Raw genomic sequence first — 1,898 nt, 5'->3', positions numbered from 1 at the left:
TGTTAGCTCATCGGCGTCACGCCCTGTCCGGCGAGGGCCTGCGTGAGGCGGATCGATTCGCCCGACGTCTGGCAGACGTGAGCGTGGTGAAGTAGCCGGTCAACGGTCGTTGTGGCGAGGGTCTTGGGCATGAGCTCGTCGAAGCCGGCCGGATGTAAATTCGACGAGACCGCGATAGATCGTTTTTCATAGGCCGCATCGACGAGCCGATAGAGTCCCTCGGCCGCGTCCGTCCCAACGGCCAGGAGCCCTATGTCATCAATCACGATGAGGTCGGCGCGAAGGATGCGCGCGACTACTCGGGTGACGCTGTCGTCAGCGCGGTGGGCACGCATCAACGCGCCGAGGTCTTCGAGGCGGAACCACGCCACGCGCATGCCGGCCTCGACGACTTGCTGGCCGAGGGCCTCGAGGAAGAACGTTTTTCCCGTGCCGGACGGCCCGCAAACGACAACGTTCTCCTTCCGCCCGATCCACTCGAGGGTGCGGAGGGCCTGCTGCGTCGGCAGTGGGATCGACGACGCAGCCGGGTCCCACGTGTCGAAGGTCTTCCCCGTCGGGAACCCAGCGGCCTTCCGGCGGGTGGCGAGCATCGACCGCGACCGACCGGTGACTTCCTCGACGAGGAGGGCTTTGACGACTTCGGAGGGCTCCCACCGTTGCGTGCGCGCCGTGATCAGCAGCTCCGGCGCTAACGCCCTGGCGTAGGGCATCTTCAGCTGCCGCATTAACGCCTCCAGATCGGCTGGCAGAGCGGGTGCGGCGGTCGGGACGGGGCTCATGCGCTTTCCTCCAGCAGATCGTCGGGAAGGCTCACGGGCGGTTGACCTATCGCGGCCCAGCCTCGGGTTCCTTGGGTGAGGGACTGGGTTTCGCTGGCCGTGTGGGTGGCCGCGCGGAGACCGGCCGCGTTCAGGATCGAGGCGAGGTCCTTGTGCGCGAAACGACCATGGACGGCCGCGGTGCCCAGGGCCTGGTCAACGTCGGACTGCCCAGCGATCTTCGCCAACGCCACGGCCTCGGCCATCTTCTGCGTGATCCGCATCGTGCCCCCCGCAGCGGCCTCGAGCAGCCAGGTCCGGGCGCCAGCACCAATCGCAAGGAACTCCGTCTCGGCTGCACTTCGCGCTTTCACGGCATAGTCGCCGGGGATCTTGGGGGCATGATCGGGAAAATGAGTGTCGTTGATGGCGGGACTGCCCGGCCGGGCGCGCTGGTGCCGGGCGACTTCAACGGGCCCGTCCAGGCCCTCATGAACGACGATGACCTCCTCGTCCAGGCCGAGGCCGTGGCTGCGCACGAATACTCGCGAGCCGAGCAGATAGGAAGGCACCGAGTACTGAGCGTTCTCGAACGTGATCATCGGCGTGTTGTCCGGGACGCTGCGGGACATGCCGAAGGAGATGGTGTGCGCGGCGCCCGGAACACGGTGCAACCGGGGGGCTTCCTCCATTAGCATCGCGGCGGGCTTGCGGCGCGTGGCGCGGTGTTCACGGTTGTTGACCAGGTCCATGAACTCTTGGCAGGCCGTTTCGATGTCGGCGAAAGAATCATATTCGGGCCGGAGGTTGGTGTCTTTGGGAACGATGTCGGCCTTGGCCAGCTTCACCGAAGACTCGACACCACCCTTGGTCGCTGGATCCGCCGGCTGACAAGTCAGCACCGTGACGCCGTAATGGCGGGCGAAGTCGACCGTCGCGACGTTCCGGACCGGAACGCCGGCGACGTGAGAGACGGTGACGGTTTTCTCGTTGTCGGTCAGGACGTAGGTCGGGGCGCCGCCGATGATGCGGAACGTTCGATCCAGTGCTGCGTAAACGCTCGGCGCGGTGCGGTCCCGCATCACGATGACGATCCGGAACCGTGACCAGGCCAGCCAGGCGATGTAGAGCACGGTC

Annotated in this window: 2 protein-coding genes; both read right to left on the bottom strand. The window is 66.1% G+C overall.

What is annotated here, in order from left to right:
* Positions 1 to 2 precede the first annotated feature (2 nt).
* Positions 3 to 728, bottom strand: a complete 726-nt coding sequence (gene istB, locus E3O46_RS01425) for an IS21-like element helper ATPase IstB (RefSeq protein WP_277612946.1) — start codon at positions 726 to 728, stop codon at positions 3 to 5.
* Between the two features lie 50 nt (positions 729 to 778).
* Positions 779 to 1,898 (bottom strand): DDE-type integrase/transposase/recombinase (locus E3O46_RS01420; RefSeq protein WP_134560969.1); only part of this gene is annotated, 1,120 nt, incomplete at its 5' end.

This window comes from Cryobacterium glucosi (genome assembly GCF_004402235.1).
In the GTDB taxonomy this organism is placed as follows: Bacteria; Actinomycetota; Actinomycetes; order Actinomycetales; family Microbacteriaceae; genus Cryobacterium; species Cryobacterium glucosi.
The sequence above is the reverse complement of the archived record's forward strand: the minus strand, read 5'-3'. Positions and strand labels throughout refer to the sequence as shown.